Source organism: Streptococcus mitis (assembly GCF_946188585.1).
GTDB lineage: Bacteria > Bacillota > Bacilli > Lactobacillales > Streptococcaceae > Streptococcus > Streptococcus mitis_DG.
On record NZ_CAMHVI010000005.1, the window covers coordinates 64,475 to 90,464 of the forward strand.

The window sequence follows — 25,990 nt, forward strand, 5'->3', positions numbered from 1 at the left end:
TCAGGATAGTAACATTATACCACTAGAAAGAGAATGCGACAAGTTTGCTGAAATGTTTTACTAGATTCAGATAGAAGAAAAACCTCACTAAAAGCGAGGTCAAGACAGCGGTGATAGCAGGTATTTTGCGAGAGACACATCACATACCAAAAGATAAACCTAGAAAAAGCAGGCCTAGAAAGGAGTCATAGAGAAGATTGAACATGAGGAAAAGCCCCCATATCATCAAGTAATCCCAGCGACTACTTCTTTTTGCAACTAGAAATAATAGTAGATGGTAGAGTAAGTGAAAGACTAAAAAGCCAATAAAACCTGGATAGAGAAGTGGAATCAGCTTCTCTAATTGCCAGATCATAATCACTTCTACCAAGACCGAAGCTAGGATGATTCCATAATAAAGGAAATTTGATTTTTTTGTTTCTTGAAAAGAGTTTTTCATCATTCTCCCTCCCTTCACTTCTTTCCTGCTATCCTTTCCTTTATTTTATCATATATTTATATAGATTTTGAGCGCTAACATTCTTTTGAAAAATATTGTTTTTACTTTACTTCTATAGTGAAAAGGTTTACAATTATAGTAAGAAAATTTCAGGAGGTTTCATTATGACACAACGTTACCAAAATATTATGGTCGCAATCGATGGTTCTAAGGAAGCGGACTTGGCTTTTGTCAAGGGAGTTCATTCTGCTCTACGAAACGACGCTAAACTCACCATCGCTCATGTCATTGACACACGCGCTCTCCAAAGCGTATCCACCTTTGATGCTGAAGTTTACGAAGAACTCCAAGTCGACGCTGAAAGTCTGATGAAAGAGTACGAAAAACGTGCAAAAGATGCTGGTGTGACAGATGTTCACATCGTCATTGAAATGGGAAATCCAAAGACTCTCTTAGCACGTACTATTCCAGATGCTGAGGAAGTGGACCTCATCCTCGTTGGCGCAACCGGTCTCAACGCCTTTGAACGCCTCTTGGTCGGTTCTTCATCTGAATACATTCTCCGCCATGCTAAGGTCGATTTGCTGGTAGTGAGAGAACAAGAAAAAACTTTGTAATCACGAAAAAAGGAGCTCAGTGCTCCTTTTTGTTTACTATTTATACTAATTCAAACCACGTCAACGTCGCCTTGCCGTAGGTATGGTTACTGACTTCGTCAGTTCTATCTGCAACCTCAAAACAGTGCTTTGAGCTGACTTCGTCAGTTTCATCTACAACTCAAAACAGTGTTTTGAGCAACCTGCGGCTAGTTTCCTAGTTTGCTCTTTGATTTTCATTGAGTATTATTTCTCTCTTTATGGCGTTCATAAGCCTTGAGTTGGCGCTGCAGTTCCTTTTTAATAGCAGGTTCTGGAGCATATTTTTCTTCCCAATCATCTGGTTTTAAGATTTTATGGGTCACTGGATCAAAATGGGCCTTGCCGTCAGGGAAAATTTTCCCCATATTGGCCTGATGGACGATATCAAAAATACGTTCTGGGTCCACCCCCATCAAGACAAAACTACCATAGGTAAAGTAAAGCGTGTCAATCAAGGCATCCACTTGCCCTACCAAATCTTGCTGGGCAGGTGTCTTCTTGGCTACTTTATCTGCTGCCTTATCAAGGGCTTGATGAAGTTGCGATAAAGCTTGACCAAAATCCTCTTCCGAAGGACTGGCAGCTCGAACAAACTCAACCAATTCTTCTATTTTAAAGCCAGCCCTGTGGGTTGCACCTTCTATATCCCAAGCTCGAGGTTCTTCTTGAGTCCGTTCATCCATCATGTGGTGGAAGGTCTTGACCTTATTGAAATGATAGTCACGGCTAACAAAGACTTTTTCTGAAGCCAAAACACCAAAATGTTCCAAGGCCTTGTGAATTCCGTCTTGCTGATTGCTGGTGGTGATGTGTTTGGCGACTTCCTTGACACTGCTACTACCATTTCCCATAGCAACTGACATACCGACACCAGCCAGCATTTCTAGATCATTATCTGAGTCACCAAAGGCCATGACTTGGTTGAGGTCAAAGCCATATTCTTTCCCAACTCGGCGTATACCTTCCAATTTAGAATTTCCCTGATTGATGACATCCGCAGCAAAAGGATTGCTACGTGTCAATTTCAAGTCTTCAAAATCAGCTGCCGCCTTCTCAGATTCTTCTGGCGTCATCAGCATCAAGACTTGGTAGATAGGTTGATTCATCAGATCAAGCAAGTCTTCTTCCTTTTGGGGAACAACCTTGCTGACCATACGATTAAAGGAATGACTCACTGTCCGAGTTAAAACTGAGGGAACGAAGCGACTGATTCGTTGGGAAAAAGAGCCCAGACCAAAGGACATGATTTTAGAACCCAGCATGGCATCCTTGGTCCCTAGGGCAATCTCCTTGCCCTCTTTTTTAGCATAAGTAATGAGCTGGCGTAAATGTAACTTGGAAATAGGGCTCGTGAACAGGACTTTATCTTTAGTAAAGATATACTGGCCATTGTAGCTTACCGCAAAATCCAGATCCAAATCATCCATCAATTCCTTAACAAAAAAAGGTCCTCGACCTGTCGCTACGCCAACAAGCACCCCTTGTTCTTTGACAATTTTAATCGCGTCCTTAGTGGATTTCAAAACACTCTTGCGATCGTTGACCAAGGTTCCATCGATATCAAAAAAAACAGCTTTGACTTCCATCCTATCCCAATCTCCCCTTTTGTGATACAATGATTATACCACATTTCAGAAAGAGTGAGTAAATCATGCCTAAGAAAATTCTTGTTTTACATACGGGTGGGACTATTTCCATGCAAGCCGATGCTTCTGGCGCTGTTGTGACGAGTTCTGATAATCCCATGAACCATGTGTCCAATCCTCTTGAAGGAATCCAAGTCCACGCCTTGGACTTTTTTAACCTGCCAAGCCCCCATATCAAACCAAAGCATATGCTGGCCCTCTACAAAAAAATCAAAGAGGAAGCAGATAACTACGATGGAGTGGTGATCACACACGGGACCGATACTTTAGAGGAAACAGCCTATTTCCTTGATACCATGGAAGTTCCCCGTATGCCTATCGTTCTAACAGGTGCCATGCGCAGCTCCAACGAACTCGGTAGTGACGGTGTTTATAATTATCTGAGCGCTTTACGAGTGGCTAGTGATGACAAGGCTGCTGACAAAGGGGTTTTGGTTGTGATGAACGATGAAATCCATGCCGCCAAGTATGTTACCAAAACACATACAACCAACGTCGGCACCTTCCAGACCCCAACACATGGCCCCCTTGGTCTGATTATGAAACAGGAAATTCTCTACTTCAAAACAGCTGAGCCCCGTGTCCGCTTTGACCTTGATCACATACAAGGATTGGTACCTATCATCTCGGCTTATGCTGGTATGACAGATGAGCTGATTGATATGCTGGATTTGGAACAATTGGACGGTTTGATTATCCAGGCCTTCGGAGCTGGTAATATTCCCAAAGAAACGGCTCAAAAATTAGAAAGCCTTCTGCAAAAAGGAATCCCAGTCGCTCTGGTTTCACGATGCTTTAACGGTATTGCCGAGCCTGTTTATGCCTACCAAGGTGGAGGCGTGCAGTTGCAAAAATCTGGTGTTTTCTTTGTCAAAGAACTTAACGCCCAAAAAGCCCGCTTGAAACTCCTCATCGCCCTCAATGTCGGACTAATAGGACAGGCTTTGAAAGACTATATGGAAGGCTAAGTCTCTTCTCCAGAAAGCAAAATCAGGAAATCTTCACGATTCCCTGATTTTTTCTATTTACGTTTTCGTGTCGAACGACGTTCTGTCAAACCATGAGGTAAGAGAACTTCACGTTCTTCCAACTCTTCCTTGTGCATAATCTTCGTCAACATACGCATACTAATGGCGCCAAGGTCATAAAGAGGTTGGGCAATAGTGGTCAAGTTTGGACGGGTAAAGCGTGAGACTTGCGAATCATCACTAGTAATGATTTCAAACTCTTCTGGTACTGACACACCGTGGTCCGCCAAACCATTCAAGACACCTGCAGCCAGCTCGTCACCTGTTACAACTGCTGCAGTTGCATTCGATGAAATCAAGCGTTCTGCCAAGGCATAGCCGTCTTCATAAGTGTATTTAGACTCAAATACCAATCCTTCGCTATAAGAAATCCCTGCTTTTTTCAAGGCTTCCTTGTAGCCAACCAAACGAACCTTACCATTGATATCATCCACTAGTGGACCGCTTACGAAAGCAATGCGCTCGTTCTCTTTAGCAAGGTAGGTCACTGCGTCAATCGTAGCTTGTTTGTAGTCAATATTAACACTTGGAAGTTGGTGTTCCACATCTACTGTTCCCGCAAGAACAACTGGTGTTCGAGAACGAGAAAACTCTGAACGAATTTTTTCAGTCAAGTGGTAACCCATAAAGATGATACCGTCTACTTGCTTAGAAAACAATGTATTGACAACTGAAACTTCCTTGTCATCATCCTCATCACTATTGGCCAGGACGATATTATACTTGTACATTTCAGCGATATCATCAATCCCTTTAGCAAGCGTTGAGAAATAACCATTGGTAATATTTGGGATCACGACACCGACAGTGGTTGTCTTTTTACTTGCAAGACCACGCGCCACTGCATTTGGACGGTAATCTAAACGGTCAATCACCTCAAGCACTTTTTTTCGAGTATTCTCTTTTACATTCTTATTACCATTGACTACACGGCTAACTGTCGCCATTGAAACTCCTGCTTCACGGGCGACATCATAAATCGTTACTGTATCGTCTGTATTCATTCCATTTCCTTTCTATATCATACCTCACGAGACTCCAAAAAAAGAGACGGTATGAAAATTTCGTTTTCATGATTCTACTTATTCCATTTTATCACTATTTGTAAACACTTTCAAGCGTTTTTTGAAGATTATTTGAAAAAATTTCATAGGAAGCTATGTTTATGAAGAAAAAATCACCTTTTCTTGATTTTTAATCCTATTTGCTGTATGATAAGGGAAAAGAAAGGGGGAAGAAATATGGCTTTTACCAATACCCACATGCGGTCAGCTAGTTTTGGCATTGTTACCAGCTTGCCTGATGATGTCATTGACTCTTTTTGGTATATCATCGACCATTTCTTAAAAAATGTCTTTGAATTGGAAGAAGAACTTGAGTTTCAATTGCTCAATAATCAAGGAAAAATTACCTTCCACTTTTCAAGTCGACACCTCCCTACAGCTATAGATTTTGACTTTAACCATCCTTTTGACCCTCTTTATCCCCCAAGAGTACTGATTTTAGACATGGACGGTAGAGAAACTATCCTCCTCCCAGAAGAAAATGACCTATTTTAATACTCAATGAAAATCAAAGAGCAAACTAGGAAACTAGCCGCAGGCTGCTCAAAACACTGTTTTGAGGTTGTGGATAGAACTGACGAAGTCAGCTCAAAACACCGTTTTGAGGTTGCAGATGAAACTGACGAAGTCAGTAACCATACCTACGGTAAGGCGACACTGACGTGGTTTGAAGAGATTTTCGAAGAGTATAAAAACTCTAGCCTTCAGTTGCAAGTGACTGAAAACTAGAGTTTTTTCTATTGTTTCAAAGCATTATACAAGTTACGAATAGGTTGCTTTAATGTCGGATGGATAAAATGAGGTGCAATTTCCTGTAAGGACTCAAGGACAAAAAGGCGCTCCGCTATGTAAGGATGAGGCAAGATCAGGTCATCTGTATAAATGACCTGATCCTCCACAAAGAGCAAGTCCAAATCAATCAAACGAGGTCCCCAATGCACTTCTCTAATCCGTCCCATCTCTGACTCAATGGCTAACAAGGTTTCTAACAAGACTTGTGCGGGCAACCAGGTTTCCACCTCAACCACTTGATTAGCAAAGCTATCCTGCTCCACTCCACCCCAAGGCTCCGTCGCTAAGACACTGGACTCTTTGAGAATATGGATACCTCGATTTCGCAGTTTATCAATGGCTTGTTTCAAGTTTGCTTGCTTATCCCCCATATTGCTTCCCAGGGCGATAAAGGCCCGTTGCTTGCGACGATGAATGGTCACTGAGCAAGTGTCTAGCGGCAAATGAACCGGTGCCCAAGGTTTTTTCAGTTCCAACTTTATTTCTTGAACAAGAGGATAGGTCTCAAAAGTACGTTCTACCAATTTATAGGCTACCGTTTCAATCAAGTCCTCAGTGGTTTCCTGAAACCAAGTCGTCCACTGCTGACACAGTTCTCCGTAATGGACAGAGGATGATAAATCCAAGTCTGTCGCTGACTTGGTCATATCATAGGATAGGATTGCGGAAATAACAAACTTCTGCCCCAATTCTTTCTCACTAGGAAAAAGACCATGATAGGCAAAAATTTCCAAATCCTTAATCTGCAGTTGATCCATAATGATTCCTTTCTAGAAAAATCCGCCCAAAGCGGATTCTTTTTATACTCAATGAAAATCAAAGTGCAAACTAGGAAGCTAGCCACAGGCTGCTCAAAACACTGTTTTGAGGTTGCAGATGGAAGCTGACGTGGTTTGAAGAGATTTTCGAAGAGTATTATAGTCCCATTAAACGATAAGCCTGGTCTCGAAGGTCCTTATCTGTTTCAAATAGACCTCTAGCTACTGTCGTCAAGGTTGCTGTGCCTGGTTTTCTGACACCACGCATACTCATACACATATGCTCCGCCTCAATGACAACAAAGGCTCCTTTAGCACCTAGATAGTCCATCAAGGCATCGGCTACTTCGATATTCAATCGTTCTTGAATTTGCGGCTTTTTAGAATAAACTTCAACCGTACGGGCTAGCTTAGACAAACCTGCTACACGGCCATCTGGAATATAGGCAATATGCGCTCTACCATAAAATGGCAAGAAGTGGTGTTCACACATGGTATGGAAAAAGATATCCTTTTCTACCACCATATTATCGTCAATAATCTCAAAAGATTTTGACAAATGTTCCTCCGCTGTTTGACCAAGACCTGAAAAAATCTCTTGGTACATACGAGCCACACGAGCAGGCGTTTCCTGCAAGCCCTCGCGATTAACGTCTTCTCCTACAGCCTCGATAATCATTTTTACAGCTGCTTCAATCTTTTGTGTATCCATTCTCGTTTTTCCTCTCCATCAGATAGGCTCTCACTTGGCTCAAGAAATACAAGGAACCTGTGACAATCCTAACTGTTTGTTTCTCTTCTTTTTTATCTGTCAATTTCTGCTCTAGAAAATCCTGCCATTCTTGGTAGCTGAGATTTCTAGACTTAGCTGTCTCTTTTAGCACATTTTCATCAGTCGCCCGACTATCATCAAAATGTGTCAGAGTAAGCTCGGTATCTGGCATTGCCCCCAGCAAGTCCAACATATCATCCAAGGCCTTGGTTTTGATACAAGTAAAGAGAATTTCCTTATGGTAATCCGCAAAGCGCTCTTGCAAGGTTGCCAATAAAGCCTTGATAGCATGGGGATTGTGGGCTCCATCCAAGATTATCAAGGGGTCTCTCGACACGATTTCCAAACGCCCTGGCCAACTTGTTTCTTCCAAGGCTTGAGCAATCAAGTCATTACTTGCTAGTTCTCGACCATCCTCCTGACAAAAAGTATCAAGTAAAGCTATGGCCATCCCAGTATTCTCTATCTGGTGCAAACCAAGCAGGCCAGTCTGGAAGCGACCTTGTCTGAGAGAGCTAGTGTAGTCAAAGACTTCGCCTGTCACCACACTTTCTTGATGACGAACCTGATAATCTCTATCATATCTAATTCTCGGTGCATTTTTAGCTACTGCAATAGAGTCAATCACAGCTAGCGCTTCTGGAGCAATGTGACCTGTTACCAAGGGAATTCCTTGTTTGATAATACCAGCCTTCTGACCTGCTATGGCCTCCAAGGTGTCACCAAGTAAGGCTACATGGTCCAATCCAATGGTTGTAATTCCTGTCAAAATCGGCTGGCAGACATTGGTACTATCCAAAAGTCCGCCCATGCCCACTTCCATAATGGCCACATCTACTTGCTCAGAGGCAAAGTAGTCATAGGCTATGGCTGTGATAATCTCAAACTCGGTTGTCCCCTGCAAATTGGCAGCTGCTTCTCCCTCCAACAAAGACTGGTAGTCCGCCATGAGGTCTTCTAGTCTCGCTTCTGGGATAGATGCCCCATTGATGCTAATCTGGTCTGTATAATGAATGAGATAGGGCGAGCTGAACACCCCAACTCTCAGGCCTAGCTTTTCCAGCAGATTTTTCAAAAAAGCAATGGTCGAGCCCTTGCCATTGGTTCCTCCGATATGGATGACCTTGAGTTTGAGATGGGGATTGCCACGCAAAGCTAACAGTTCCACCATGCGTTCCAATCCAAAATGTGGTCGGTCCGTCCGGTAGTTGGCAATCCATTGATTGTTTTCAATTTCTTTCATCTTATTGGTATTGTTTTAAATCTAAATTTTCCGCATCATCAGCCATACGAATAGCGGAGGCAATTTCAACTGCCATCCTGTGACTGGCTACGTCATGCACGCGCACCACTTCTACACCCTGTCTCACAGCGATACTGGTTACATGAGCAGAGGCCGTGTCCCGATTGCGGAAACCAAGTTCTGTCTCAGGATTGACTTCAAAACCACTTTCTTCAAGAATATTGATGACAAACCGCTTGCGCGACACTCCAAGAAAGATTGGATAGCCCTTCTGATGTAGTTTATCCAAGTCCCGTAAAAGAAGCAGATTTTCTTTCTTGGTCAGACCAAAGCCGATTCCTGGATCCAACAGGATATTTTCTTGTGCAATCCCAGCTTGATTTGCTCTCGCTAGGGCTCGTTCAAAGAAAGTTTCCATCAAGTCTTCAATTGGCAATTTTTCAAAATCAGCTAACTCTTCCTCTGTAAAAGCTTGATCAAAGCCAAAATGAGGGAAGATAAGCGAGCTAGGATGTTGAGGTCGAGCCATGACTGGGTTAAACATGATGACCACTTTCGCTCCAGCCTTGGCAACCACATGAGCCATTTTCTCATCTCCCATGAGACCAGTGATATCATTGACCAGATTGGCACCAGCAGCCAAAGCAGCTTCTGCCACCTGACTTTTCCAAGTATCGATAGAAATGAGAATATCACTTTCCTTGCGAATCGCTTTAATTACTGGAACAACACGCTGGATTTCCTCTTCTATCTCAACATAGCTACTTCCCGGCCGAGTCGATTCTCCACCGATATCTAGCATGCTGGCTCCTTCTGCTATCAATTTACTAGCCTGCTGGAGTGCCTGCTCAAGAGCAAAAAATTGACCACCGTCCGAAAAGGAGTCTGGGGTTACATTGATAATTCCGCAAATAGCTGTCTTTGCATGATTGGCTTTACTTGACATATCGGTCACTCCCTCAAGGCTTTTCACCATATTATTTCTCTATTTTACCATAAAAAGAAAAAGATGGATACGATTGCATTCATCTTTTTCCCAGTAGAAATAAGTAAGCAATTGCCAAAAATCTTAAACAGAAATCCCTAATGTCCGACTCAAAATCACCACGAGAGCCAACAAACAGAAAGCAACCCCATTCACAATCATGTGAAGTAAGATAGACATTTCCAAACGTTGGGTCTTGTAAGCCGTCCAAGATAGAACTGTCGACATACCTCCATAAATCAATAAAGAAGGTAAATTACTTGGTTGATGCAATAAAGCAAACACAATCGTACCGACTACAAATCCCCAGTTCTCCTTTCCTCGGAAAATCTTTTTAGGAACAATCCCACGGCACAAGATTTCCTCACAAATTGGAGCAAGCAAGGCCAACAAGAAGAAACTGGAAATCAGAGAACTATTCTGAACCATATCGTTAATCTGAGACTGGTTACTTGTTGTCGTCTCATTTGACAGTTGTAACAAGATAGATCCAAGTATATTTGACCCGATAATAACTAAATAACTCAAGCCCAAACGTGCCAAATCCTTCGCTCTAAAAAAAGAAAAATTAAAACTTGCTAACTGCGTTTTACGAGCTCCAATAATAAATAGTGCCAGAACTACAATCGAAATACCAGCAACTATCAGTCCTGACTGCAACAGTGGTACTGCATTTAAAGTTAAAATAGCAGTAACCCCTATAGGAATCTGATATAAAATTGTCGCCAGCAAAAAGATTAACAACCAACCTGCACGATTCAATAATTCTTTCCACATATTTTTCTCTTTCATCACCTATCTCCTTTGTATTAAAAAAGGGGAAAAATCCCCCTGGGTAATCCTATTATAAGGCCATGCTGATGTAGTTAAGGATAAACAAGGCATCCAAAATCCAAATCATGACATGAACATCTTTAGCTTGACCTTTGACAATCTTAGTCAAGGTATAAGTCAAGAAACCAACTGCAATCCCTTGAGTAATAGAGTAGCTGAACCCCATAAAGATAGATGTGAAGAAAGCAGGAACCGCTTCAGCCATATCGTCCCATTGGATATTTTTCAAGCTACCAAGCATCATAATCCCAACGATAATCAAGATTGGAGCTGTAGCGGCTGTTGGTACGATTGCTAGAAGTGGGCTAAAGAAGCTTGAGATCGCAAAACAGATAGCTACAACCAAGGCTGTCAAACCAGTACGTCCACCTGCACCGATACCAGCAGCAGACTCAACATAAGTCGTTACGTTTGAAGTACCTGCGATAGCACCAATGGAAGTACCAATCAAGTCAGAGTAAAGAGCCTTGTCCAACTTAGCTGATTGGTGATTTTCACCATTTGTAGCTACGATACCAACTTTTTCACCTGTACCGATCAAGGTACCAATCGTGTCAAAAATATCTGTCAATGAGAAGGCAAGAATGGCCATCAGAGTTTCAGGCAAGCGAGCTGTATCTGAAATCAAAGCTCCCAAACCTTCTGAACCAAGAGCTGCACCAAAGACTATCTTCAAGTCTTCAAAGGCTGCACCAACATGGTTATTAGCAAAATCGATACTAGACAAATCTACCAAACCAACTGCGATAGCAAGAACAGTTGTTGTCAAGATAGAAAGGATAATTCCCCCTTTAATTCCTTTAATGACAAAGAAGATCGTAATAGCAAGTCCTGCAAGAGCGACCAAAACAGCTGGATTATTAAAGTCAACCAATCCTGGAACTGCTGAAGAGTTTGCTGCAATCGTTGCTTTAGCTTTGTCAGCCCCTTCTCCTATAACAGTATAGTTACCTGGATCAATCGTAAATTTCAAAAGTCCAGCATTCTTAATTCCCACATAGGCAAGGAAGACACCGATACCAGCTGAGATAGCTGATCGAAGGGCATTTGGAATCGATTCAATGATCATTTTACGAACATTTGTCAAGGTAATAATCAATGAGATAACCCCACAGATGAAGACCATAGCTAAGGCTTGTTGCCAAGAATAACCAAGTCCAAATACTACTGTAAAGGTAAAGAAGGCATTTAGTCCCATTCCTGGTGCTTGGGCATAAGGTAAGTTAGCGTAAAAAGCCATCATCAAGGTACCAGCTACTGCACCAATAATCGTCGCTAAGAAGACACCCTGAGCAGGCATCCCTGTTTGTGAAAGAATTTGTGGGTTTACAAAGAGAATATAGCTCATTGCAAAGAAAGTTGTTAAACCAGCGAGAACCTCTGTACGAACGTCTGTACCGTTCTCTTTTAGTTTAAATAATTTGTCCATTATCAATCTCCTTTTAATTTTTACGAACAATAATAGAATTATATCATTTATCATTCACTTTTTCAATATCTTTGTTTGATTTATTTAAGAATTTGATGAAATTTCATTTTTTGTTTGGAATCTGCTTTTCTGCCTGCTTTCTGTTATAATAGTAGACATCTTATCTGAAAAGACACTAGAAAGGTCCCTATGACGAAAAAAATTATTGCAGTTGATTTGGATGGAACCCTGCTCAACTCAGACAGTCAAATTTCTGACTTTACAAAAGAAACCATAAAAAAAGTTGTTGAAAAAGGCCATCAGGTTATTATTACGACAGGTCGCCCTTACCGTATGTCAAAAGATTTTTACCGTGAACTGGGCTTAGACACTCCTATGATTAATTTCAACGGTTCCCTTACTCATTTACCAGACCAAGTTTGGGATTTTGAAAAGTGTCTAACTGTAGACAAAAAATATCTGCTAGACATGGTTCAACGTTCAGAGGACATTCAAGCCGATTTTATCGCTGGAGAATATCGTAAAAAATTCTACATTACAAATCCTAATGAAGAAATTGCCAATCCCAAACTATTTGGTGTGGAAGCCTTCCAACCCGAAGATCAATTCCAGCCTGAATTAGTCACCAAAGATCCTAACTGTATTCTGCTGCAGACCAGAGCCAGTGACAAGTATGCCCTTGCAAAAGAAATGAACGCCTTCTACCAGCATCAACTGTCTATCAATACTTGGGGTGGTCCGCTCAATATCCTTGAGTGTACCCCAAAAGGAGTCAACAAGGCCTTTGCTTTGGACTACTTGCTCAAGGTAATGAACCGTGACAAAAAGGATTTGATTGCCTTTGGAGATGAACACAACGATACCGAAATGCTCGCTTTTGCTGGGAAAGGTTATGCAATGAAAAATGCCAATCCTGAGCTACTCCCCTATGCAGATGAGCAAATTTCTCTGACCAATGACCAAGACGGTGTTGCCAAAACCCTGCAAGACTTATTCTTATAGCCTATACTGATACTCAACGAAAATCAAAGAGCAAACTAGGAAGCTAGCCGTAGGTTGCTCAAAACACTGTTTTGAGGTTGCAGATAGATCTGACGTGGTTTGAATTTGATTTTCGAAGAGTATGACCAGCTTGCGAGCTGGTCTTTGTGCTCTTTTCACAGTCTCATCAACTGGTTAATCGATTGTTCTATTTTTTGCCTCCAAAACCTTGGAAAAGGCTTTCTTTTGTGATATACTTCACATATAAATACAAGAGAGCTCGTCACACTCGACTCTGTTGAAAAAATCAATCCAGTCCTGTTGTCCCTGTTCTCGACCAATATCAAGGAGGATAGCTATGAAAGCTGTTGTTGTAAATCCAGAAAGCACTGGTGTTGCTGTTGAAGAAAAAGTACTCCGTCCACTTGAAACTGGAGAAGCACTTGTAGAAATTGAATACTGTGGTGTTTGCCACACTGACCTCCACGTTGCCCATGGTGACTTTGGTCAAGTACCAGGACGTGTTTTAGGACACGAAGGTGTTGGTATCGTTAAAGAAATTGCCCCAGATGTTAAAAGTCTTAAAGTCGGCGACCGCGTCAGCGTTGCTTGGTTCTTTGAAGGATGTGGAACTTGCGAATACTGTACAACTGGCCGTGAAACTCTTTGCCGTACAGTAAAAAATGCCGGCTACTCAGTAGACGGTGGTATGGCTGAACAATGTATCGTAACTGCAGACTATGCTGTTAAAGTTCCTGACGGACTTGATCCAGCCCAAGCTTCTTCTATTACATGTGCTGGTGTGACAACCTATAAAGCCATTAAAGAAGCAAAAGTTGAACCAGGCCAATGGATTGTTCTTTACGGTGCTGGTGGACTTGGTAACCTAGCTGTTCAATACGCTAAAAAAGTTTTCAATGCTCATGTCATCGCAGTTGATATCAATAACGACAAACTTGCCCTTGCAAAAGAAGTCGGTGCTGATATCGTTATTAACGGACTAGAAGTTGAAGATGTACCTGGACTCATCAAGGAAAAAACTAATGGAGGAGCTCACTCAGCTGTCGTAACTGCTGTATCTAAAGTCGCCTTCAACCAGGCTGTTGACTCCGTTCGTGCTGGTGGTCGCGTAGTCGCTGTTGGTCTTCCTTCTGAAATGATGGAACTCAGCATCGTCAAAACAGTTCTAGATGGAATCCAAGTTATCGGTTCCCTTGTTGGAACTCGTAAAGACTTGGAAGAAGCCTTCCAATTCGGTGCAGAAGGTTTGGTAGTCCCAGTTGTCCAAAAACGTCCAGTAGAAGATGCCGTAGCCATTTTCGACGAAATGGAAAAAGGTCAAATTCAAGGACGTATGGTACTCGACTTCACCCACTAATCTAATAAAAACCTATTTTAAAAGTTGGAATACGCTTCCAACTTTTTTATATTAAATTTTAATAACAAAAATTACTATGTCTTCTCGAAACCTTATTATATCAATATCATTAAATACACTATTTAAATGTTTTCTTGAATATTTTATATCAAATAGTTGCTTTTTATATGAAAACGGTTTATACTTATCTAGTCTTAAAGTTTTCTTAAACGAAAACTAAAACAAAAAAGGAGGAATGACAATAATGAGTATCGGAATCATTATTGCGAGCCACGGCGAATTTGCTGCGGGTATTCATCAGTCAGGTTCTATGATCTTTGGTGAACAAGAAAAGGTTCAAGTTGTAACCTTTATGCCAAATGAAGGTCCTGATGATCTATACGCTAAGTTTAATAACGCTGTTGCTGCATTTGACGCAGAAGATGAGGTTCTAGTTTTGGCTGACCTTTGGAGTGGATCTCCATTTAACCAAGCTAGCCGCGTGATGGGAGAAAATCCTGAGCGTAAGTTTGCCATCATCACAGGACTTAACTTACCGATGTTAATTCAAGCCTACACAGAGCGCCTTATGGACGCTGCTGCAGGTGTAGAAAAAGTCGCTGCGAATATCATTAAAGAAGCCAAAGATGGCATCAAAGCTCTTCCAGAAGAGCTAAACCCAGTTGAGGAAGTAGCAAGCGCTGCAGCTGCTCCAGTTGCCCAAGCTGCTATCCCAGAAGGAACTGTTATCGGAGATGGAAAACTCAAAATCAACCTTGCTCGCTTAGACACTCGTCTACTTCACGGTCAGGTTGCAACTGCTTGGACTCCAGATTCAAAAGCAGACCGTATCATCGTTGCTTCAGATAACGTAGCAAACGACGATCTTCGTAAAGAATTGATTAAACAAGCTGCTCCAAATAATGTCAGAGCCAATGTTGTTCCAATTCAAAAATTGATCGAGGTTGCAAAAGACCCACGCTTTGGAGAAACACATGCCCTTATCTTGTTTGAAACACCTCAAGATGCCCTTCGTGCAATCGAAGGTGGCGTGCCAATCAAGACCCTTAACGTAGGATCAATGGCTCACTCGACAGGTAAAACAATGGTCAACAACGTTTTGTCTATGGACAAAGAAGACGTTGCTACATTTGAAAAAATGCGTGACCTAGGTGTTGAATTTGACGTACGTAAAGTACCAAACGACACCAAAAAAGATTTGTTTGACTTGATTAACAAAGCCAACGTTCAATAAAAGACATCAATAACTATCGAAGAATTCTAAGAAAATTTTTCACTTTATTATCATTAAATAGAAAAGGAATAAAACCATGTCAGATATTTCAATTATTTCTGCTGTCTTGGTTGTAGTTGTTGCCTTCCTTGCAGGTCTTGAAGGTATCCTCGACCAATTCCAATTCCATCAACCAATCGTCGCATGTACGCTTATCGGACTTGCAACTGGTAACCTCGAAGCAGGTGTTATGCTTGGTGGATCACTTCAAATGATCGCCCTTGGTTGGGCAAATATCGGAGCTGCCGTAGCTCCTGACGCTGCTCTTGCATCTGTGGCCGCTGCAATCATCTTGATCAAAGGTGGTAACTTTACTACTGAAGGTATCGCCGTTGCAACAGCAACAGCTATCCCTCTTGCCGTAGCTGGACTTTTCTTGACAATGATTGTTCGTACAATCTCAGTCGGTTTGGTTCACACTGCTGACGCTGCTGCTAAAGAAGGAAATATTGCGGCTGTTGAGCGTGCTCACTTTATCGCACTTCTTCTTCAAGGTCTTCGTATTGCGATCCCTGCTGCCTTCCTTATCGCTATCCCAGCTTCTGCCGTTCAAGATGCTCTTAAATTGATGCCAGACTGGTTGAATGGTGGTATGGCTGTCGGTGGTGCTATGGTCGTTGCCGTTGGTTACGCTATGGTTATCAACATGATGGCAACTCGTGAAGTATGGCCATTCTTCGCAATCGGTTTTGCTTTTGCTGCGATTTCTCAATTGACTTTGATTGCCCTTGGTGTAGTCGGTGTTGCCCTTGCCTTCATCTACCTTAACCTTTCAAAACAAGGTGGTAACGGTGGCGGAGGAGCTGCTACTTCTAACGACCCAATCGGTGATATCCTAGAAGACTACTAGAAAGGGGAACAATCATGACTGAAAAACTTCAATTATCAAAATCAGATCGTAAAAAAGTTTGGTGGCGTTCACAATTCCTTCAAGGTTCTTGGAACTACGAGCGTATGCAAAACTTGGGTTGGGCTTACTCATTGATCCCAGCTATCAAAAAATTGTACACTACTAAAGAAGACCAAGCTGCTGCTCTTGAGCGTCACCTTGAGTTCTTCAACACACACCCATACGTAGCTGCTCCAATCATGGGGGTTACTCTTGCACTTGAAGAAGAACGTGCTAACGGTGTTGAAATCGACGACGCTGCTATCCAAGGGGTTAAAATCGGTATGATGGGACCTCTTGCTGGTATCGGTGACCCAGTATTCTGGTTTACAGTTCGTCCTATCCTTGGAGCTCTTGGTGCATCACTTGCTGCATCTGGTAACCTTGTTGGTCCACTTCTCTTCTTCTTCGGATGGAATGCTATCCGTATGGCCTTCCTATGGTACACACAAGAGTTTGGTTACAAGGCTGGATCTGAAATCACTAAAGACATGTCTGGTGGTATCTTGAAAGACATCACTAAAGGTGCTTCTATCCTTGGTATGTTCATTCTTGCCGTTCTTGTACAACGTTGGGTATCTATCAACTTCACTGTTAACCTTCCAGGTAAACAATTGGCTGAAGGTGCCTACATCAACTTCCCAGAAGGTCCTGTATCAGGTGCTGAATTGAAAGGTATCCTTGGTCAAGCACTTGGTGGATTGAGCTTAGATAAGATTCAACCACAAACCCTTCAAGGTCAGTTGAACTCATTGATTCCAGGATTGATGGGACTTCTCCTTACTTTCCTTTGCATGTGGTTGCTTAAGAAAAAAGTATCACCAATCTCAATCATCCTTGCACTCTTTGCAGTAGGTATCGCAGCTCGTTTCTTCGGTATCATGTAATCAAACAACTTAAAAGGAACCAGGTTCTAAACCTGATTCCTTTTTTCTATGTTTTTATACTCTTCGAAAATCTCTTCAAACCACGTCAGCGTCGCCTTACCGTACTCAAGTACAGCCTGCGGCTAGCTTCCTAGTTTGCTCTTTGATTTTCATTGAGTATTATTCTGCCAAGGCTCCCATTGGATCCCATGGTGCGAGTACGATTGGTTCTGCATCATAAGCAGCCTGTTCTTCTACTGTCAGCAATTCTTTGCGAACAACGATTTGGTAAGTGTATTCGTCCATCCAAGCGTCTGAGGCAACAAAGTAACCATCTGTACCGACCTTGTCTCCCCATGAGTTTTCAACTTTCCACTTAGTTGACTTACCATTTTCGTCCAAATCAACACCTGTCAAGACCATGGCGTGAGTCATCAAGCTTTCGCTGTAGTCCAAACGTCCAGCCTTGTCTTGAGTGAGTTTAATGTCCATGCTTGATTCGAAATCATAAACATCTGTCGCAAGGATTCCAGCTTTGCGGTTGCTGAGCTGGCCGACATCAGAACCAAACCAAACAGTCTCACCTGTTTGCATTTGAGCAATCGCCAATTCTTTCAAGCGCTCCATCGGCACGTTGATGTAGCGAACTGTACGGCTACCAACCACATTTCCTAACATCTCAACTGTGTAAGATTGGCCATAAGGTTTGTCAGCAGTTGGGGCGTTAATAACAGAAACATAGTCTTCTAGAGGGAGATTAACATATTTCTTGTAAAATTCTTGTGGAGTAATACTCTTTTCGCTTTGGTAGTTGTTATCCTTATCGCGATAAGCAAAGTCAAATTTACGTGGCGGAAGACCCAATGACATAGCAAGGAAGTTAAAAATTTCTTGCAAGAGGTCTTCTTTCTTAGCTTGAACAGTCGCTTGGTCTGCACCAGAAGTAAGCAAGTCACGCAAAATTTGAGCATCTTGACGAAGCAATTTGTTGAGAATGGCATTTAACTCACGGCTGCTACTAGATGAAACAGACTCAGGGTAAACTGACTTAGGCACGACACCGTATTTCTCAAAGAGAGAAACGACCATATCCCATTGACCGCCATCTTGTTGTGGAGTCTGAAGTAGGAATTTAACCTTACGGCTCGTCAAATCTTGGTCTGCAGTCGCAATGACTTGCTCCAAGAACCAGTTTGATTTCTCATACTTGTCCCAGAAGAATGTGTGGGCCTGTGATAACTCAAAATTTTCCAATTTGTATTGCGAGATGAGTTTGTGGCGAAAGGTGTTGAGGGCTGCGAACATCCAGCAACGACCAGAAGCCTTCTGGTTAGTGACCTTGTCCCTGGTCAAATCCAATGAGAAAACAGGCGTATTGTCTACATGGCTTTGGCGACGTTCTAGGGCTGCAAAAATTCCGTTATGGCTGGCAGCATTTTCAATCGCTTGGTATTTTACATTTGCTTCATAGTTAGCAAATAATTTATCAGTAAATGATTCTTGAATCGCGTTCATAGATTCCTCCTTTTATTCTACAGTCTATTATAACTCTTTTCACAAAGTAAGCAACTGAAAAACATAAAAGGCGAGGACATTCTCCCTCACCTTTTTCGAATATAAACCAAACTAAGCAATACTTGCAAGGAGAACTTCTAACTCCTCCTTGGTCAAGCGACGCCATTCCCCTCTTTGCAAGTTCTCATCTAAAATCAGAGTTCCCATAGTCAGACGCTGTAAGTCCACTACTTCCTTGCCACAGTAAGCCACCATACGCTTAACCTGATGGAACTTCCCTTCTGCAATAGTCACACGGATTTTGCTTTGATTCTTTTCTGTATCTATGGAAACAAGCTCCAGTTTAGCAGGCTGACAGGTAAAATCCTTGAGAGGAATTCCCTTAGCAAATGTCTCAACATCTTCTTGGGTCATGATTCCCTTGACTTGCGCTAGATAGGTCTTATCCACATGACGCTTGGGTGAAAGCAAAGCATGGGACAGCTGACCATCATTGGTCAGGAGCAGGAGTCCATGCGTATCAATATCCAAGCGCCCTACTGGAAAAACTTCCTTGGTCCGAGCAATATCATCCAGCAAATCCAACACGGTTCTGTGCTTGGGATCCTCAGTCGCTGAAATAACTCCTTGGGGCTTGTTCATCATATAGTAAACAAACTCCTCGTACTCCAGCACTTGCCCATCAAAGCGAATCTCATCTCTTTCTTCATCAATCTGCAATTTAGCTGATTTTTCTTTTTTACCATTTACCGTCACGCGCCCAGCCTTGAGCAAGTTTTTGACCTCAGTCCGGCTCCCCACAGCGCAGGCAACTAAAAATTTATCTAATCTCATAGAATCATTATACCATATCAAAAGGAGGCCGTCTCAATAACCAACCTCCTTTTCGTTTTAGATTTAGGAAATTAACTTCCTCGTCTCCAGAAAATCGCTAAGACAATCATAGCACCTAAAATCGCTGGGATAATGGCTGTTCCTGATAAAACTGGCCCCCAAGTTCCAAAGAGCAAGTGCCCCAGAAAGGCACCAATCCAACCGAGGAACATTTTTCCAAAACATCCCATACGTTCTCCACGATTGGTCAAAGCACCTGCCAAGAGTCCCACTAGGAGACCAACAAACATACTTCCTATCATCTTGGCTCCCTAATTTGCCCAATTTCCGTTACGGAAGAGAGGCACACGTGTTCCATCCTCACGGATACCATCGATATCCATTTGGTTAGAACCAATCATAAAGTCCACGTGCACATCTGAACGGTTAAGCCCCGCAGCTTCAAGCTCCTCTTCGCTCATCTCCGCTCCACCAACAACGCTGGTCGCATAGGCTGCACCAATAGCCAAGTGGTTTGAAGCATTCTCATCGAAAAGGGTGTTAAAGAAGGTAATGCCTGACTGAGAAATTGGGCTTGGATCTGGTACCAAGGCACATTCACCCAAGGCACGCGCACCCGCATTTTCAAAGACAAGATCCTTCATAACCTGATCACCCTTCTCAGCAGTAATGTCTACGATTTGTCCATCCTTAAAGGTCACCTTAATACCCTCGATGATATTTCCGTTATAGCTAAGCGGTTTTGTAGAAGTGACATAACCATCTGCGCGACGAAAATCAGGTGCTGTGAAGACTTCCTCTGTCGGCATATTTGGCAAGAATCCTTCGCCCTGTGCATTGATAGCACCAGCTGATTCCCAAACGTGGTTCTTTGGCAAACCAAGTGTCAAATCTGTCCCTGGCGCTGTGTAGTGAAGTGCTGAAAATTGCTCTTTATTAAGCATATCGGCCTTGCTCTTGAGGATAGCTGCATGCTCTTCCCAAGCCTTAACAGGATCTTCTTCGTAGACACGGCAAGTTTTGAAGATTTGGTCCCAAAGGAGATCGACTGCTTCTTCATCGCTCGCAGCATTTGGAAAGACTTTCTTAGCCCACTCAAGTCCAGCAGCGGCTGCTACAGTCCAGCTAACCTTGTTAGATTGAGTTGCGATACGCATTGGCTTCATAGCCAGTCCCATCGCTTTTGCAGAAGCTGAAAGTTTGTCAGCGTCCACACCGTTCAAGGCACCTGGATCAGAAGAACGTACCCCAAGACGGCTAGCCTTGTTCTCCAAGAGATAGTTCATCTCAGCAATCTTGTATTCTGGTACATTGTTCAAACGTTCCATCGGTGCGTGGAGAAATTTCTCACGGTTGATGACATCATCTGTCCACTGAACGATCACCTCATGTGCCCCCAAAGCATAAGCTTCTTTCACGATTAAATGAGCCAACTCGCGTTGCTCCACATCGATAGAAAGAGCCAAAGTGTGACCAGGCTGCACGTTAATTCCATTCGCAACCAACAATTTCGCATATTTTTCTAGATTTTCTTTAAAATTTGGTAAAACCATTTTATTTTTCCTTTTCTATTTTTCTTTCAAAGCAGAAAATAATCCTGCCAAAGCAATAGCACCTTACAAGAGTGCTGTTGATAGAAGAATTGTCTGATCAGCAAGTTCTAGCTGATAGTCAAAAACTTTTTGAGCTGGTTTGTCTTTTACAAAATCCTTCCCTTACTAGTATATCACATATATTTGTATTTTAAAAAACAAGCTTACTGAAGCTTGTTTTAATTAGCTATTACAAAAATTTTGTACATATCTTTCCACTTCTTTTTCCATAGATTGAATCTCACCAATATCCCATCTATTTTTTTTAGAAGTTATCTTTGCCATCATCTGTAATTTTAAACTCTGACGGGGGAATATCCCTTCTCTTTCCCATTGCTCTAATTTAGCCTCTGGATAGGAGTTGCCAAACCGGGAGTTCTGACTATCGGTAATGATACAAAGATTACCAAAGGAGTGTAAAAATTCAGCAGGTAATTGGCTTTCTCCATCATGTCCATTTGGATTCTGAGGATACCAATGCTCTATGGAGCGACGATAAGCAAATTTAAAATCTTTAAACTCAATATCGTAATCTTTCTTCAATTCTTCACGATTTTTCCACAAAACATAATCCACAAAGTTAAAAGCGTAAACAGGAATTGACCCGTATTTTTTGATAGTTTTATCTTCTGTGAACAATCTTTCTTTTGCATATCTTACTGCCATTTTTTCAAGAAAATCCTTAAAGAGACTAGCAAATTCTGTTTGATTTAACTCTTCAATATGGTTAAACAGGAATTGCAAGATTTCATATAACCAACGACTATCACGATTGGCAGTAAAGGTCACAGCAAACATGGATTGGAGGAGAATGATGTTTTGGTTAATTTCCGAATCTGAAAATGTATTCTTAGTAAAGCGTTCTTCAACTATGTAATGCTCTTTCGCTTTCCCATTAGGTTGATATTCATAATAAGTCCCCTTCTGTAAAAACCATTCATCCTTATTTCTACTTGAAGAATCCGTATTCGAGTTTCTAACGATGTAATTATCGAAAATATGTTTTATTCTAAGAAGAAATTCACTAAATTCAATAACCCAAGCTTTATCTTTATTTTTTATATCAAATAGTGCTAAGAGTTTCTTATCATCTAGTTGAATCTCATCAGTTTTCTTACCTTCCGCAATTGCCAATACGTGGAGTAAGAATGTTGGAAAATCAATGATTGTAGTATAATCGCCAAAATCTTTTTCTACTTCTATATTTTTTTCATTTATCTTTTTTCCTAATATATCTGATAACTTTCTTCTTTCATTTTGATGAAAATCAATATCATTATAAATATTATGAAATGAATAATTTGTAAAATGCCATCCAAAAATACGTTCACGTTCTTGAAAGTCATCTGCTCTCTTCCGCCGCATCTTAAACTGACTTGCTACCGGCTTACCAAATTCTGCACAGGCATCCCAAATTCTCGCAAATTTTTGTGCCATTTCTTGATCTGTACCGAACTTAGACATCATTTGTGCCTTGAGAATCTCATGAGACTCTAGTTGTTCGCCTCGAGAGTTGAAACGTTCGAAATAAAGATTCAAATCTAAATCTTCAGGAAGTATACTCCGAAAAATGATGACATAATCAAAAAGATAATCAACGAAAGACTGAGGATCAAGACGGCGCTCCTCTAGCACTTTTTTCAATGCGTCTTTAGCATGTCTGTAACCTCTAGTCAGCTCATTTTCATCGCCCTCTGAAATTTCTTGCTTGGCAAATAGATCTTTAATATTCTTATTTGATTTCTTCCTAGCTGGGAAGGTAAGATTGACAGCTTTCAATCTATCAAAACCAAACTCATGCTTCAAAGCTAAGGCAATCAAATTAAGGGCTGTTGTTCGTTGTTGCCCATCTATAATTTTGAAAATGTCATTCTCTTTATTAACGACTAATGTTCCAATATAGTAGTAATTGTCTCTATTTTCTTGAAAAGCATCTGCTACGTCATTCAATAACTGCTCAATCTCATCATAAGTCCAGGCAAAATTTCTCTGATAAAGAGGAATAGCATAGATATCTTCATTTAACAAACGATTAACTGATAAGCTTATATGTGTTTCTACCATTTACCTTTTTCCTCTTCTATAATCTTGTCCACAGTATAATTTTCAAATAGCTCTCTATCTATCTTGATCATGAAATCATTCGGAGTGACAGCATGAGCTAAAAGTTGAAATAGTTTTTGAACCTCTTTTTGTCTAAACCTTCCACCAGCAGCATAGTTTCCAAAAGTTGCATCATATATTGCTTTAGACTTAACTCGAGGGTAATAAGACCAAATAAACAAGGTCTCTACTATATCCTTTGATAGCTCATCTTTTCCAAATCTCTCTGCAAAAAGCGAGCAAATATTTAAGAATATATTGTGACACTTGAGGTAGCGTCCTTTTGAGCTATTGTAAATGTTTAACATACCTTTTGGGTAAGCAAGATTTTTTTCTTCCCCTTCAGGCTCATCAGAAAATCCTAACTTTGCATTTAAAAAATCTTTATGATCTTTAATAGTTTTATGAGCAGATTCAATATATTCAAAAAATGTACTTCCATCAATGATTGGCATAGTAATTGAAAGAGGGAATTTTTCAATATGACGATACAATTCTAGATAGGGGAAGTTCTGATTCAAATCAACGCCTTTAAAATCGTCAATAAAATCCTCTGTAAAACGCAGATAAGATCCATAACGTTTGTTTGTTAATCCTGTCTCTCCGCGCGACCAACGTCTCATACGGAAAAGATGTTTATCAAACAACTCTTTGAGACTTAACTCTTTATCCTCTACAAATTGCTCCCACTTTTCGACAATCTTTTCATCTTCTGAATCATACTTGCGAAGATGGTAGGCTTTGAGCAAATCATGAGGTTCTAAAGATTTTCCACGATTATTCTGAGAATCAAATAACTGAAAGGCTTCAGATAATCGTTCTTGGGGCATAGTAATCACGGAGACAGAACAATTTTCCAATAAAAAATTGCAAATATCTTTTGCCTGATTTTCACCAACCAATTGAGTCAAATTTTCCCACTCATTATAATTTTCACTCGCATGATAGCAAGATAGCTCTCCAAATTCAGCACTCAGCAGTTGATTAGCACCCTTATAATTCTCTAAATCATCTAATAAATGAAGAAACAAGGAAATAGAAATTAGCCGTTGCTGTCCATCGACAATATCTAAGTATTTTTCCTTTTCATGCAAGATTTCATGCAAGATAACGGAACCAATCTGATATTCCTTTTTTCCCATAGCATCTCGTAAATCATAAAAAAGATTACGGATATGTTTTCTGTTCCATTTATATGGTCTTTGATAAGAAGGAATCCGCAAATTCTCTTCTTTCAATAGTTCTCCAACCTTTTTAGAAGTAAATTGAATAGTCATTTTATCCTCATCTATATTTATCTATCATTTCTTTAACTGTTTGCTTCATATCCTCTACTAAAATCCGAGGAGACAAAACAGTAACTGCTTCCCCTTGCCCCAGCAACCAGCGTTTAAGCCCCGGTGTGTGCTGACTCTCAAACTTAAAATGAGTCCAGTAGCCATTTTTCCCAACTATTTTTGCATTTGGAAATTGATCCGTCACAATCGTCGGATCGTACAAATACTCGATTTCAATACTGATTTTCTTCCCGATAAAAGCATCTACTCTCTCGTTACGAATGTCGCCATCTCTAAATTTATCTCGATAAGAAATAGAGGGTTTCTCTATATCACTAAGAGACCATGACTGGATACGGTCTACTCTTAAAGTAATATAAGTAGCATGTTTCAACTGGTAGACAACCAGATAGAAATAATGACTATCATAATAAAGAGAGACTGGCAAAACAGTCTGCCTCTTAGAAGACTCAGAATAAGGTTTTTGATAGATAATGTCTAGAACCTGTTCATGCAAAATAGCTTCTGATAAATTCCAAATTTTCTCTATTCTATTTTGTTGATCCGTTAAGGGAGCATAGTTCAGCTTTTCACTTCCAATAATCTGCTCGATTTCTTTCCGATCATCACGGGGAACTAAGACCAGTAAATTATGTAGTAAGCTAGCAATTTCTGGTCTATTCAGTGCTCGATTTTCCAATAAAATCTTTGAAATAACGAGAATATCCTTTTTATTAAAAACTGACTTACTTGCTAAACAATACTTATTCGTTTTACGGTTATAAAGTAAATCTCCACTATAACTGGTGTGACTAGATAAAATATCACGGAGTAGCGAAAAATCTCTCTGTATCGTCTTTTCACTAACCTCAAATTCCTGAGCCAGTTGCTTTTTTCCTAACGGAGTCCCAAACTGTAAACGTAAAAAAATCGTTAGCAGTCTCTCTTGATCATTCATTTCCAGTCCTTCTACATATTATTCAAACAATACTATTTCTAGTACATTATTATCACTTCTATAGTCTAACTAGCACTTTATATTCAAAACGATTAAAGCAAAATAAACTAGCCCTTAGATGATTTCAACTGTACCACTATGCCAGATTCGAAGAACTCAACTACGGATTCAGGCATATTTTTTAAGTCTTCGGGTAAGCAGTCTGAATATACAATGAAGAGTTTGTTTCTTTTCTTACTCTCTTTGAATCGCTGCATCCAGTATTCCTGTACCCTTTGATCAGCCTCTCCCAAAAATTGAACTCCATCCAGAAAAATCAAATCATACTCTGTATACCCCATTTGCAGTTTTATCCATTGACTATGTTTAGAAAAAATCAAATTATCTCTCACTCGATAATATGCAAGTGATGCTATTGGAGTAACAGGTTTTATTTTAGTTAACGTATAATAAAACAAATGCCATCTATCAGTCTCTGAAATACCGCAAATGTAAATACATTGAGAATCTTCTTTTAAGTCTATTTGTGGGAATCCGGTCCAATCATTCCCATCATCTTTCAAGCCTTTTTCAAAATTATAAATTTCCTCTTCAATTGACACATTAGAATTTAAAATTTCTTGATTCACCATATTATACTCTCTTTTCTATTATTTTTAAGAGAATTATAACAAATCAAGTGGACATATTTTGTCC

26 protein-coding genes are annotated in these 25,990 nt (G+C 40.8%); 9 read left to right on the forward strand and 17 right to left on the reverse strand.

Translation table 11 applies throughout. From position 1 onward, the window contains the following. Positions 1–139: 139 nt before the first annotated feature. Positions 140–442: a hypothetical protein gene (locus N8M66_RS07240; RefSeq protein WP_070480158.1), complete on the reverse strand. Its 303-nt coding sequence runs from the start codon at positions 440–442 to the stop codon at positions 140–142. Between the two features lie 161 nt (positions 443–603). Between N8M66_RS07240 and N8M66_RS07245 the strand changes: the two genes are divergently transcribed. Beyond that, a complete protein-coding gene (locus tag N8M66_RS07245) occupies positions 604–1,056 on the forward strand; it encodes a universal stress protein (protein ID WP_070480157.1) in 453 nt (150 codons plus the stop codon). A 215-nt stretch (positions 1,057–1,271) separates the two neighbouring features. Here the strand turns inward: N8M66_RS07245 and N8M66_RS07250 are convergent, their stop codons facing one another. Then, positions 1,272–2,663, reverse strand: coding sequence for a Cof-type HAD-IIB family hydrolase (locus N8M66_RS07250; protein WP_261046489.1), 1,392 nt, complete (start codon positions 2,661–2,663; stop codon positions 1,272–1,274). 65 nt (positions 2,664–2,728) lie between these two features. Between N8M66_RS07250 and N8M66_RS07255 the strand changes: the two genes are divergently transcribed. Next, positions 2,729–3,691, forward strand: coding sequence for an asparaginase (locus N8M66_RS07255; protein WP_261046493.1), 963 nt, complete (start codon positions 2,729–2,731; stop codon positions 3,689–3,691). A gap of 53 nt (positions 3,692–3,744) precedes the next feature. Here N8M66_RS07255 and ccpA read toward each other — a convergent pair whose 3' ends face one another. Beyond that, on the reverse strand, positions 3,745–4,755 hold the full coding sequence (ccpA, locus tag N8M66_RS07260; protein ID WP_078352827.1) for a catabolite control protein A: 1,011 nt from the start codon (positions 4,753–4,755) through the stop codon (positions 3,745–3,747). 237 nt (positions 4,756–4,992) lie between these two features. Between ccpA and N8M66_RS07265 the strand changes: the two genes are divergently transcribed. Together N8M66_RS07265 and N8M66_RS07270 are read left to right on the forward strand one after the other, a co-directional pair. Beyond that, positions 4,993–5,310 carry a DUF960 domain-containing protein gene (locus tag N8M66_RS07265; protein ID WP_261046495.1) on the forward strand — a complete coding sequence of 106 codons (318 nt, stop codon included), beginning with the start codon at positions 4,993–4,995 and terminating at the stop codon, positions 5,308–5,310. Positions 5,311–5,316: 6 nt separating this feature from the next. After that, complete coding sequence (locus tag N8M66_RS07270; protein WP_061590026.1) at positions 5,317–5,544, forward strand: hypothetical protein; 228 nt, start codon at positions 5,317–5,319, stop codon at positions 5,542–5,544. 8 nt (positions 5,545–5,552) lie between these two features. Here N8M66_RS07270 and folK read toward each other — a convergent pair whose 3' ends face one another. The 6 genes from folK to N8M66_RS07300 all read right to left on the reverse strand — a co-directional run bounded on the left by folK (position 5,553) and on the right by N8M66_RS07300 (position 11,628). After that, positions 5,553–6,365 carry a 2-amino-4-hydroxy-6-hydroxymethyldihydropteridine diphosphokinase gene (folK, locus tag N8M66_RS07275; protein WP_261046498.1) on the reverse strand — a complete coding sequence of 271 codons (813 nt, stop codon included), beginning with the start codon at positions 6,363–6,365 and terminating at the stop codon, positions 5,553–5,555. A 157-nt stretch (positions 6,366–6,522) separates the two neighbouring features. After that, positions 6,523–7,077 (reverse strand): GTP cyclohydrolase I FolE, encoded by a 555-nt coding sequence (gene folE / locus N8M66_RS07280; RefSeq protein WP_000380921.1) that lies wholly within the window; start codon positions 7,075–7,077, stop codon positions 6,523–6,525. Continuing rightward, the gene (locus N8M66_RS07285) at positions 7,058–8,380 is read right to left on the reverse strand and encodes a bifunctional folylpolyglutamate synthase/dihydrofolate synthase (protein ID WP_261046500.1); all 1,323 of its coding nucleotides are present in this window, start codon (positions 8,378–8,380) and stop codon (positions 7,058–7,060) included. The genes folE and N8M66_RS07285 overlap by 20 nt, the downstream gene beginning before the upstream one ends. A 1-nt stretch (position 8,381) precedes the next feature. Then, entirely contained in the window at positions 8,382–9,356 is a 975-nt protein-coding gene (folP, locus tag N8M66_RS07290) for a dihydropteroate synthase (protein WP_261046503.1), read from the reverse strand. 93 nt (positions 9,357–9,449) lie between these two features. Then, positions 9,450–10,157: a CPBP family intramembrane glutamic endopeptidase gene (locus N8M66_RS07295; protein WP_261046505.1), complete on the reverse strand. Its 708-nt coding sequence runs from the start codon at positions 10,155–10,157 to the stop codon at positions 9,450–9,452. Between the two features lie 52 nt (positions 10,158–10,209). After that, positions 10,210–11,628 (reverse strand): NCS2 family permease, encoded by a 1,419-nt coding sequence (locus N8M66_RS07300; protein WP_061590021.1) that lies wholly within the window; start codon positions 11,626–11,628, stop codon positions 10,210–10,212. Positions 11,629–11,817: 189 nt separating this feature from the next. On the opposite strand from N8M66_RS07300, the gene N8M66_RS07305 reads away from it, so the two are divergent. The 5 genes from N8M66_RS07305 (at position 11,818) to N8M66_RS07325 (ending at position 17,036) form a co-directional block, all read left to right on the forward strand. Continuing rightward, positions 11,818–12,630, forward strand: coding sequence for a Cof-type HAD-IIB family hydrolase (locus N8M66_RS07305; protein ID WP_061590020.1), 813 nt, complete (start codon positions 11,818–11,820; stop codon positions 12,628–12,630). 337 nt (positions 12,631–12,967) lie between these two features. Next, the gene (adhP, locus tag N8M66_RS07310) at positions 12,968–13,987 is read left to right on the forward strand and encodes an alcohol dehydrogenase AdhP (RefSeq protein WP_151381876.1); all 1,020 of its coding nucleotides are present in this window, start codon (positions 12,968–12,970) and stop codon (positions 13,985–13,987) included. Positions 13,988–14,231: 244 nt separating this feature from the next. Continuing rightward, on the forward strand, positions 14,232–15,221 hold the full coding sequence (locus tag N8M66_RS07315) for a PTS sugar transporter subunit IIB (protein WP_033684729.1): 990 nt from the start codon (positions 14,232–14,234) through the stop codon (positions 15,219–15,221). Positions 15,222–15,297: 76 nt separating this feature from the next. Further along, on the forward strand, positions 15,298–16,110 hold the full coding sequence (locus N8M66_RS07320; RefSeq protein ID WP_001280328.1) for a PTS mannose/fructose/sorbose transporter subunit IIC: 813 nt from the start codon (positions 15,298–15,300) through the stop codon (positions 16,108–16,110). Between the two features lie 14 nt (positions 16,111–16,124). After that, a complete protein-coding gene (locus tag N8M66_RS07325) occupies positions 16,125–17,036 on the forward strand; it encodes a PTS system mannose/fructose/sorbose family transporter subunit IID (protein ID WP_000136858.1) in 912 nt (303 codons plus the stop codon). Positions 17,037–17,195: 159 nt separating this feature from the next. Here the strand turns inward: N8M66_RS07325 and pepC are convergent, their stop codons facing one another. The 8 genes from pepC to N8M66_RS07365 form a co-directional block, all read right to left on the reverse strand. After that, the gene (pepC, locus tag N8M66_RS07330) at positions 17,196–18,530 is read right to left on the reverse strand and encodes an aminopeptidase C (RefSeq protein WP_261046522.1); all 1,335 of its coding nucleotides are present in this window, start codon (positions 18,528–18,530) and stop codon (positions 17,196–17,198) included. A 111-nt stretch (positions 18,531–18,641) separates the two neighbouring features. Further along, positions 18,642–19,364 carry a pseudouridine synthase gene (locus N8M66_RS07335; RefSeq protein ID WP_261046524.1) on the reverse strand — a complete coding sequence of 241 codons (723 nt, stop codon included), beginning with the start codon at positions 19,362–19,364 and terminating at the stop codon, positions 18,642–18,644. A gap of 71 nt (positions 19,365–19,435) precedes the next feature. Continuing rightward, positions 19,436–19,666, reverse strand: coding sequence for a GlsB/YeaQ/YmgE family stress response membrane protein (locus tag N8M66_RS07340; protein ID WP_004249332.1), 231 nt, complete (start codon positions 19,664–19,666; stop codon positions 19,436–19,438). Positions 19,667–19,675: 9 nt separating this feature from the next. Then, positions 19,676–20,917: an aminopeptidase gene (locus tag N8M66_RS07345; RefSeq protein WP_261046525.1), complete on the reverse strand. Its 1,242-nt coding sequence runs from the start codon at positions 20,915–20,917 to the stop codon at positions 19,676–19,678. A 222-nt stretch (positions 20,918–21,139) separates the two neighbouring features. Beyond that, positions 21,140–23,020: a DUF262 domain-containing protein gene (locus tag N8M66_RS07350; protein ID WP_261046527.1), complete on the reverse strand. Its 1,881-nt coding sequence runs from the start codon at positions 23,018–23,020 to the stop codon at positions 21,140–21,142. Next, positions 23,014–24,336: a DUF262 domain-containing protein gene (locus N8M66_RS07355; protein ID WP_084949896.1), complete on the reverse strand. Its 1,323-nt coding sequence runs from the start codon at positions 24,334–24,336 to the stop codon at positions 23,014–23,016. Before N8M66_RS07355 ends, N8M66_RS07350 begins: the two co-directional genes overlap by 7 nt. 7 nt (positions 24,337–24,343) lie before the next feature. After that, positions 24,344–25,294: a helix-turn-helix transcriptional regulator gene (locus N8M66_RS07360; protein WP_261046530.1), complete on the reverse strand. Its 951-nt coding sequence runs from the start codon at positions 25,292–25,294 to the stop codon at positions 24,344–24,346. A 107-nt stretch (positions 25,295–25,401) separates the two neighbouring features. Then, on the reverse strand, positions 25,402–25,926 hold the full coding sequence (locus N8M66_RS07365; protein WP_261046532.1) for a DnaA ATPase domain-containing protein: 525 nt from the start codon (positions 25,924–25,926) through the stop codon (positions 25,402–25,404). Positions 25,927–25,990 lie beyond the last annotated feature (64 nt).

Coding starts and splice junctions, on each gene's coding strand:
- N8M66_RS07240 (WP_070480158.1), bottom strand. CDS start 442: ATGATGAAAAACTCTTTTCAAGAAACAAAAAAATCAAATTTCCTTTAT.
- N8M66_RS07245 (WP_070480157.1), top strand. CDS start 604: ATGACACAACGTTACCAAAATATTATGGTCGCAATCGATGGTTCTAAG.
- N8M66_RS07250 (WP_261046489.1), bottom strand. CDS start 2,663: ATGGAAGTCAAAGCTGTTTTTTTTGATATCGATGGAACCTTGGTCAAC.
- N8M66_RS07255 (WP_261046493.1), top strand. CDS start 2,729: ATGCCTAAGAAAATTCTTGTTTTACATACGGGTGGGACTATTTCCATG.
- ccpA (WP_078352827.1), bottom strand. CDS start 4,755: ATGAATACAGACGATACAGTAACGATTTATGATGTCGCCCGTGAAGCA.
- N8M66_RS07265 (WP_261046495.1), top strand. CDS start 4,993: ATGGCTTTTACCAATACCCACATGCGGTCAGCTAGTTTTGGCATTGTT.
- N8M66_RS07270 (WP_061590026.1), top strand. CDS start 5,317: ATGAAAATCAAAGAGCAAACTAGGAAACTAGCCGCAGGCTGCTCAAAA.
- folK (WP_261046498.1), bottom strand. CDS start 6,365: ATGGATCAACTGCAGATTAAGGATTTGGAAATTTTTGCCTATCATGGT.
- folE (WP_000380921.1), bottom strand. CDS start 7,077: ATGGATACACAAAAGATTGAAGCAGCTGTAAAAATGATTATCGAGGCT.
- N8M66_RS07285 (WP_261046500.1), bottom strand. CDS start 8,380: ATGAAAGAAATTGAAAACAATCAATGGATTGCCAACTACCGGACGGAC.
- folP (WP_261046503.1), bottom strand. CDS start 9,356: ATGGTGAAAAGCCTTGAGGGAGTGACCGATATGTCAAGTAAAGCCAAT.
- N8M66_RS07295 (WP_261046505.1), bottom strand. CDS start 10,157: ATGAAAGAGAAAAATATGTGGAAAGAATTATTGAATCGTGCAGGTTGG.
- N8M66_RS07300 (WP_061590021.1), bottom strand. CDS start 11,628: ATGGACAAATTATTTAAACTAAAAGAGAACGGTACAGACGTTCGTACA.
- N8M66_RS07305 (WP_061590020.1), top strand. CDS start 11,818: ATGACGAAAAAAATTATTGCAGTTGATTTGGATGGAACCCTGCTCAAC.
- adhP (WP_151381876.1), top strand. CDS start 12,968: ATGAAAGCTGTTGTTGTAAATCCAGAAAGCACTGGTGTTGCTGTTGAA.
- N8M66_RS07315 (WP_033684729.1), top strand. CDS start 14,232: ATGAGTATCGGAATCATTATTGCGAGCCACGGCGAATTTGCTGCGGGT.
- N8M66_RS07320 (WP_001280328.1), top strand. CDS start 15,298: ATGTCAGATATTTCAATTATTTCTGCTGTCTTGGTTGTAGTTGTTGCC.
- N8M66_RS07325 (WP_000136858.1), top strand. CDS start 16,125: ATGACTGAAAAACTTCAATTATCAAAATCAGATCGTAAAAAAGTTTGG.
- pepC (WP_261046522.1), bottom strand. CDS start 18,530: ATGAACGCGATTCAAGAATCATTTACTGATAAATTATTTGCTAACTAT.
- N8M66_RS07335 (WP_261046524.1), bottom strand. CDS start 19,364: ATGAGATTAGATAAATTTTTAGTTGCCTGCGCTGTGGGGAGCCGGACT.
- N8M66_RS07340 (WP_004249332.1), bottom strand. CDS start 19,666: ATGATAGGAAGTATGTTTGTTGGTCTCCTAGTGGGACTCTTGGCAGGT.
- N8M66_RS07345 (WP_261046525.1), bottom strand. CDS start 20,917: ATGGTTTTACCAAATTTTAAAGAAAATCTAGAAAAATATGCGAAATTG.
- N8M66_RS07350 (WP_261046527.1), bottom strand. CDS start 23,020: ATGGTAGAAACACATATAAGCTTATCAGTTAATCGTTTGTTAAATGAA.
- N8M66_RS07355 (WP_084949896.1), bottom strand. CDS start 24,336: ATGACTATTCAATTTACTTCTAAAAAGGTTGGAGAACTATTGAAAGAA.
- N8M66_RS07360 (WP_261046530.1), bottom strand. CDS start 25,294: ATGAATGATCAAGAGAGACTGCTAACGATTTTTTTACGTTTACAGTTT.
- N8M66_RS07365 (WP_261046532.1), bottom strand. CDS start 25,926: ATGGTGAATCAAGAAATTTTAAATTCTAATGTGTCAATTGAAGAGGAA.